Raw genomic sequence first — 6,916 nt, forward strand, 5'->3', positions numbered from 1 at the left:
ACCATAAAGCATACCTTCGAGCAGATCTTTCGCCGCGAAGGCTTCAACCCCGTCACCATCGAAGGCGACGCCTTTCATCGCTTCAACCGGGCCGACATGAAGGCCGAGCTGGAAAAACGGGTCGCGGCGGGCGATTCCACCTTCTCTCATTTCTCTTATGACGCCAATGAGCTGGAGGAACTGGAGAGGGTTTTCCGCACCTATGGCGAAACCGGCACCGGGCACACCCGCCACTATGTTCACGACGAGGAAGAGGCCCGCCGATTTGGTGTGCCGCCCGGCGAGTTCACCGACTGGGCCCCCTTCGAAAGCGATTCCGACCTGCTGTTCTACGAAGGTCTGCACGGATCGGTCAAGAACGACGCCATCGACCTGACCAGATATGCCGACCTGAAAATCGGCGTGGTGCCGGTGATCAATCTGGAATGGATCCAGAAAATCCACCGCGACAAGGCCAGCCGCGGCTATTCCACCGAGGCGGTGACCGACACCATCCTGCGGCGCATGCATGCCTATGTGCATTGCATCTGTCCGCAGTTTGCCGAAACCGACATCAACTTTCAGCGGGCCCCGGTCGTCGACACCTCGAACCCATTTATCGCGCGCTGGATTCCGACCCCGGACGAAAGCATCGTCGTCATACGTTTCAAGAACCCGCGCGGCATCGACTTCCCCTATCTGATCTCGATGATCGAAGGCAGCTGGATGAGCCGCGCCAACTCGATCGTCATTCCCGGCAACAAGCAGGATCTGGCGATGCAGCTGATCTTCACCCCGCTGATCGAACGGCTGGTGGAAAAGGCAAGGCGCGCCTGAGGAGCCCATGATGACCAAGCAAGGCAAAATCACCGAAACCATCGAAACCCGGATGGCCAATGCCATCCGCGCCCTGACCATGGATGCGGTGCAGGCGGCCAATTCGGGTCACCCCGGCATGCCCATGGGCATGGCCGATGTCGCCGCGGTGCTGTTCAACCGCTTTCTCAACGTCGACCCGACACAGCCCGAGTGGCCCGACCGCGACCGCTTCGTGCTGAGCGCCGGACACGGGTCGATGCTGCTCTATGCCCTGCACCACCTCCTGGGCTTCGACGACATGCCGATCGAGCAGCTGAAGACCTTCCGCCAGATGGGCTCCCGCACGGCGGGGCACCCCGAATACGGTCACGCCGCCGGCATCGAAACCACCACCGGACCGCTGGGCCAGGGGATTTCGACGGCGGTGGGAATGGCGCTGGCCGAGAGGCTGCACAATGCCCGGTTCGGCGACGATCTGGTCGATCACTACACCTATGTGATGGCGGGCGACGGCTGCCTGATGGAGGGAATCAGCCACGAGGCGATCGACCTGTCCGGCCACCTGAAGCTCGGCCGCCTGATCGTGCTTTGGGATGACAACCGGATCACCCTCTACGGGGCGACCTCGCTGTCGACCTCGACCGATCAGAAGGCCCGCTTCGTCGCCTCCGGCTGGCAGGTTCTCGAGGTCAACGGCCACGAGCCCGACGCGATCGCCACGGCGCTGGAGACCGCGCGCAGGGATCCGCGCCCGACCCTGATCGCCTGCGCCACCGTCATCGGATATGGCGCGCCCAACAAACAGGGGACCTCGGCCACCCATGGCGCGCCTCTCGGCGAGGAAGAAATCGCCGCCGCCCGGGCCGCGCTGAACTGGCCGCATGCGCCCTTCGACATTCCCGACGACGTCCGTGACGCCTGGGCGCTTGCCGCCGGGCGCGGCAGGGCGGCGCGCGACGCCTGGCAGGAACGGCTGGACGCTTCGGCGCTGGCGGCGGGGTTCACCGCCTCGCTGACCGGGCCCGACCGCGCCTCTCTGGGCGCGGCCCTGACCCGCCATCGCGCCAGGCTGAGCGCGGACCGGCCCAAGGTGGCGACCCGCAAGGCCTCGGAGATGGCTCTCGAGGTGGTCAATGCCACCCTGCCCAATACCATCGGCGGCTCGGCGGATCTGACCGGCTCCAACAACACCCGCACCTCGGCGATGACGGCGGTCGATGCCGACAACTACGGCGGCAACTACGTCAACTACGGCATCCGCGAACACGGCATGGCGGCGGCGATGAACGGGATTTCGCTGCATGGGGGCTTCGTGCCCTATGGCGGCACCTTTCTGGCCTTCGCCGACTACTGCCGCCCTTCGATCCGCCTGTCGGCCCTGATGCGGCAGCCGGTGACCTATGTCATGACCCATGACAGTATCGGCCTCGGAGAGGACGGCCCGACCCATCAGCCGGTCGAGCATATCGCCAGCCTGCGCGCGATGCCAAACCTCAACCTGTTCCGCCCGGCCGACGCGGTGGAGACCGCCGAATGCTGGGAGATCGCGGCCAGCGCCGACACCACGCCCTCGGTCCTGTGCCTGTCCCGGCAGGGCCTGCCGACGCTGCGCGTCACTCATAGCGAAACCAACCTGACCGCCAGGGGCGCTTACGTCCTGCGCCAGGCCGCCACGCCCCGCGAGGTGACGCTAATCGCCACCGGCTCCGAGGTCGAGATCGCCTGCGCCGCAGCCGATCTCCTGGCGGCCGAGGGCCTCGGCGCAGCCGTCGTTTCCGCCCCCTGTTTCGAACTGTTCGAGCAGCAGGATGAGGCCTATCGCCGGTCGGTACTGGGCACCGCCCCGCGCGTCGGCGTCGAGGCGGCCGTGCAGCAGGGCTGGGGCCGCCTTCTGGGCGACAACAGCGCCTTTGTCGGCATGACCGGGTTCGGGGCCTCTGCCCCGGCACCGGAACTCTATCAACATTTCGGGATCACCCCCGAGGCGGTGGCAGATGCTGCCCGTCAGCTCTTGACCTGAGGAGACATCATGACTGTTCGAGTTGGAATCAACGGCTTCGGCCGGATCGGTCGCTGCACCCTGCGGCACATCGCGGAAAGCGGGCGCAACGACATCGTCGTCGTGAAACTCAATGCAACCGGGCCGATCGAGTCCGCAGCGCATCTGCTCAAATACGACAGCGTCCACGGCCACTTCAACGGCGACATCGTCGCCAATGGCAACACGCTGGATATCGGAAACGGCCCTATCGAAGTGTTTTCGAGCTATTCGCCCAACGATCTCGACTGGGAGGGCGTCGACGTGCTTCTGGAATGCTCGGGCGCGATGAATTCCAAGGCCGCCAGCGACGTCCATCTTGAACAGGGCGCGAAGAAGGTGCTGATTTCGGCCCCGGCAAAGGGGGCGGACCGCACCGTTGTCTTCGGTGTCAACCACCGCGACCTGAAACCCGCCGAGCGGATCGTGTCGAACGGCTCATGCACCACCAATTGCCTGGCACCGCTGGCCAAGGTCCTGAACGATGCGATCGGCATCGAAAGCGGCGTCATGACCACGATCCACAGCTATACCGGCGATCAGCCGACGCTGGACCGTCGGCACGCCGATCTCTACCGCGCCCGCGCCGCCGCAATGTCGCTGATCCCGACCTCGACGGGGGCGGCCAAGGCGATCGGAGAGGTCCTGCCGGAACTGGCCGGGCGGCTGGACGGTTCGGCGATCCGGGTGCCGACTCCGAACGTGTCGGCCGTGGACCTGACCTTCCAGGCGGAACGCGACGTGACCGTCAACGACATCAACGAGATCATGGCCGCTGCCGCCGAAGGCACCATGCGCGGCATCGTCAGCTACGAAACCGAACCCAAGGTGTCGGTCGACTACAACCACAACAGCCATTCGTGCAATTTCGCCAGCGACCAGACCAAGGTGATCGGCAGGCGGCTGGTCCGGGTGATGGCCTGGTACGACAATGAATGGGGGTTCTCCTGCCGGATGGCGGACAACGCGGTGCATATGGCACGGGTGTCGTCATGACGATCGCGGCCATCACCGACATGAGCCTGCGCGGCAAACGGCTGGTGGTGCGGGCCGACCTGAATGCGCCTCTGGCCGAGGGGCAGGTGACCGACAGCACCCGGATCGACCGGTTTGCCGCCGGGATGCGCCCGCTACTGGATCAGGGGGCACGGCTGGTCATTCTGACCCATCTGGGGCGCCCCGATGGCGAAGTCGATCCCACCAGTTCGGTCAGGCAGATTCTGCCGGCGCTGAGCGCCGCGCTTGGGACCGAGGTCCGGTTCTGCAACACCTCATACGGCCCCGACGCCGAAACCATGTCGAAGGCCCTGAGAGACGGCGACGTGCTGTTGTGCGAAAACGTCCGTTTCAATCGCGGCGAGGAACACAACGATCCGACGCTGGCCAAGGGCTATGCACGGCTGGGCGACATCTATGTCAACGACGCCTTCTCCTGCGCCCACAGGGCCCATGCCTCCACCGCCGCCATTGCCGAGTTCCTTCCCGCTGCGGCCGGGCCGATGATGGCCGAGGAACGGCAGGCGCTGACACGGGCGCTAGAAACACCGCAGAAACCGGCGGTCGCCATTGTCGGCGGCGCCAAGGTGTCGAGCAAGATCGCGGTTCTCAAGAACCTGGTGACCCGGCTCGATGCGGTGATCATCGGCGGCGGCATGGCCAATACCTTCCTGTTCGCCGAAGGCCTGCCCATGGGCCGGTCGCTGCACGAGGCCGATCAGCTCGAGATGGTGGCCGAGATCACCGGCCTGGCGCAGGCCAGCGGTTGCGAGATCCTGCTGCCCGACGACATCGTCATCGCCCGCGACTTCAAGGCCGGCGCCAAGGCCACGGTCGTTCCCCGCGACGCCTGCCCCGATGACGCGATGATCCTTGATGCCGGGCCGGCTGCGGTGGCGCATTTTGCGCAGGCCCTCGCAGAGGCGCGGACCATTCTGTGGAACGGCCCGCTGGGCGCCTTCGAAATGCCCCCCTTCGACTGGGGGACAATCGAGCTGGCGCGCAAGGCCGCCGGGCTGGCGCGCGATGGCTCGGCGGTTGTCGTCGCCGGTGGTGGCGATACGGTCGCGGCGCTGAATGCCGCCGGCGTGACCGACGACCTGACCTATGTCTCAGCGGCCGGCGGGGCCTTTCTTGAGTGGCTTGAAGGCAAGTCACTTCCCGGGATCGCGGCCCTGAGCCGCGACGCTGCCGCCGCCTGACCCCCCTTGAAAGGAGCCCCTCATGGCACTCATCACCCTTCGTCAAATGCTGGATCATGCCGCCGAGCGCGGATACGGCGTGCCCGCGTTCAATATCAACAACATGGAGCAGGGGCTGGCGATCATGAATGCCGCGAGCACCTGCGACGCGCCGGTGATCCTGCAGGCCAGCCGCGGGGCCCGCTCCTATGCCGGCGACATCATGCTGCGTCACATGGTGCAGGCGCTGGCCGAGATGTTTCCCGCGATTCCGATCGTCATGCATCAGGACCACGGCAACAACGAAGCCACCTGCCTGAGCGCGATTCGCCATGGTTTCACCTCGGTGATGATGGACGGCTCGCTCGAGGCGGACATGAAAACCCCGGCCTCTTATGAATACAACGTCGCGATCACCAAGAGGGTCAGCGACGCCGCGCATTGGGTCGGGGCCAGCGTCGAAGGCGAGCTGGGCGTGCTGGGCAGCCTTGAAACCGGCGAGGCCGCAGCCGAGGACGGATCGGGCGCCGAGGGCAAGCTCAGCCAGGATCAGCTTCTGACCGACCCCGACCAGGCGGTGGACTTCGTCCTGCGGACAAAATGCGACGCGCTTGCAATCGCCTGTGGCACCAGCCACGGCGCCTACAAGTTCAGCCGCAAACCCGATGGCGACATTCTGGCGATGGGGGTGATCGAAGCCATCCATGCCAAGCTGCCGAACACCCATCTGGTGATGCACGGTTCCTCCTCGGTGCCGCAGGAGCTGCAGGACATCATCAACGCGCATGGCGGCGAGATGCCCCAGACCTACGGCGTGCCGGTCGAAGAGATCGAACGCGGAATCCGCTCTGGCGTGCGCAAGGTGAATATCGACACCGATTGCCGGATGGCGATGACCGGGCAGTTCCGTCGCATGGCCCAGCTCAATCCGCGGGAGTTCGACCCGCGAAAGTTCCTGATCCCGGCAATGGCCTCGCTTGAAAACCTGTGTCGCGACCGTTTCGAGCGTTTCGGCACCGCCGGGCAGGCCGCGTCCATCAGGCCGGTGTCGATGGACGACATGGCCGCCCGCTATGCCGACGGCACGCTTGATCCGCAAAGCGCGGCCGCCCACGCCGCGCAATAGCCCCGCCCCGCGCCCCTTGGGGCGTGGTGCCGAAGGGCCAGGATTTCACCCGGAATGGGCGGCTCGCCCGGCCATTCCTCCATCCACAACGAGGTGCCCCATGTCGTTCGACCGTTCGATCAAGATCGCCCCATCCATCCTTTCCGCCGATTTCGCCAATTTCGGCGCCGAGATCGCGGCCATCGAGGCGCAGGGCTGCGACTGGGTCCACGTCGATGTGATGGACGGGCATTTCGTGCCCAACCTGACCTTCGGCCCGCCGCTCTGCGCCGCGATCCGCCCGCATATCAAGACCGTCATGGACGTGCACCTGATGATCGCCCCGGTCGATCCCTATATCGAGGCCTTCGCCGCCGCCGGCGCCGACATCATTACCGCCCATGCCGAGGCCGGGCCGCACACCCACCGGACCCTGCAGGCCATCCGCGCCAGCGGTGCCAAGGCCGGCCTGGCGCTCAACCCTTCGACCCCGGCCGATGAGGTGGGCTACCTTCTGGACATGGTGGACCTGATCTGCGTGATGACGGTGAACCCCGGCTTCGGCGGTCAGAAATTCATCCATTCGCAGATCGACAAGGTGCGCCGCCTGCGCGCCATGATCGGCGACCGCCCGATCCACATCGAGATCGACGGCGGCATCACCCCCGAGACCGCGCCGCTGATGGCCGCTGCCGGCGCCGACGTGCTGGTGGCGGGTTCGGCGGTGTTCAACGGCGGCTCGGTCACCGAGCCTTCGGTCTATGGCCACAATATCCGCGCCATCCGCACCGCCGCGCA

Annotated in this window: 6 protein-coding genes; all 6 read left to right on the forward strand. The window is 65.8% G+C overall.

Translation table 11 applies throughout. From position 1 onward, the window contains the following. Window positions 1-816: phosphoribulokinase (locus ABZD10_RS12235; RefSeq protein WP_372886844.1), on the forward strand; the 816-nt coding region annotated here is incomplete at its 5' end. Window positions 817-826: 10 nt separating this feature from the next. Then, entirely contained in the window at window positions 827-2,818 is a 1,992-nt protein-coding gene (tkt, locus tag ABZD10_RS12240) for a transketolase (RefSeq protein ID WP_372886845.1), read from the forward strand. A 9-nt stretch (window positions 2,819-2,827) separates the two neighbouring features. Continuing rightward, window positions 2,828-3,832, forward strand: a complete 1,005-nt coding sequence (gene gap, locus ABZD10_RS12245) for a type I glyceraldehyde-3-phosphate dehydrogenase (protein ID WP_372886847.1) — start codon at window positions 2,828-2,830, stop codon at window positions 3,830-3,832. Continuing rightward, the gene (pgk, locus tag ABZD10_RS12250; RefSeq protein ID WP_372886849.1) at window positions 3,829-5,034 is read left to right on the forward strand and encodes a phosphoglycerate kinase; all 1,206 of its coding nucleotides are present in this window, start codon (window positions 3,829-3,831) and stop codon (window positions 5,032-5,034) included. Before gap ends, pgk begins: the two co-directional genes overlap by 4 nt. 22 nt (window positions 5,035-5,056) lie before the next feature. Beyond that, complete coding sequence (gene fba, locus ABZD10_RS12255; protein ID WP_372886850.1) at window positions 5,057-6,139, forward strand: class II fructose-bisphosphate aldolase; 1,083 nt, start codon at window positions 5,057-5,059, stop codon at window positions 6,137-6,139. Window positions 6,140-6,239: 100 nt separating this feature from the next. Beyond that, window positions 6,240-6,916 (forward strand): ribulose-phosphate 3-epimerase (rpe, locus tag ABZD10_RS12260; RefSeq protein WP_372886851.1); only part of this gene is annotated, 677 nt, incomplete at its 3' end.

The sequence above is a fragment of the Shimia sp. genome (assembly GCF_041624275.1).
In the GTDB taxonomy this organism is placed as follows: Bacteria; Pseudomonadota; Alphaproteobacteria; order Rhodobacterales; family Rhodobacteraceae; genus Shimia.

Coding starts and splice junctions, on each gene's coding strand:
- tkt (WP_372886845.1), top strand. CDS start 827: ATGACCAAGCAAGGCAAAATCACCGAAACCATCGAAACCCGGATGGCC.
- gap (WP_372886847.1), top strand. CDS start 2,828: ATGACTGTTCGAGTTGGAATCAACGGCTTCGGCCGGATCGGTCGCTGC.
- pgk (WP_372886849.1), top strand. CDS start 3,829: ATGACGATCGCGGCCATCACCGACATGAGCCTGCGCGGCAAACGGCTG.
- fba (WP_372886850.1), top strand. CDS start 5,057: ATGGCACTCATCACCCTTCGTCAAATGCTGGATCATGCCGCCGAGCGC.